Source organism: Burkholderia metallica, from assembly GCF_902832845.1.
GTDB lineage: Bacteria > Pseudomonadota > Gammaproteobacteria > Burkholderiales > Burkholderiaceae > Burkholderia > Burkholderia metallica.
The window spans coordinates 1-520 of sequence record NZ_CADFDB010000029.1; the positions used below are offsets into that span (position 1 = coordinate 1).

General features: G+C 68.7%; 1 protein-coding gene. It reads left to right on the plus strand.

Annotated features, from left to right (window positions below; all coding sequences use genetic code 11):
- Window positions 1-520, plus strand: a 520-nt coding sequence (locus HWX08_RS34160) for an aminotransferase class I/II-fold pyridoxal phosphate-dependent enzyme (protein WP_175869762.1), incomplete at both ends; no start/stop codon positions are given.

Genomic DNA, 520 nt, shown 5'->3' on the forward strand with positions numbered 1-520 from the left:
TTTCGTGAACCTGCGTCGCGACGACAGCCATGCACCGGTGCGCGAGCTGCGGCCGTCGAAACCGATCGCGATTTCGTCGTCGGTGGACGTGAGCCGGCTCGTGCTGTCGACGCTGCGCTCGATCGGCACGGACGACGCGGTGCCGCTCGGCTCGCCGTATCCGGACCCGAGCCTGTTCCCGTTCGAGAAGCTGAACCGCTACGCGTACGCGGCCGGCCGCGACAAGTCGCTGTGGGGCGTGACCGACGGGCTGCCGCCCGGCCATCCGCGGCTGATCCGGCAGATCGCGCGGCGCTACCTGGAAAACGGGATGTCGGTGGACCCGAACGAGATCATCGTGACGGTGGGCGCGACGGAGGCGATCAACCTGTGTCTGCAGGCGGTGGCGAAGCCGGGCGACACGATCGCGGTGGAGTCGCCGACGTTCTACGCGATGCTGCACGCGATCGAGCGGATGGGGATGAAGGCGATCGAGGTGGCGACGCATCCGGAATACGGGATCGACGTCGCGGCGCTGGCC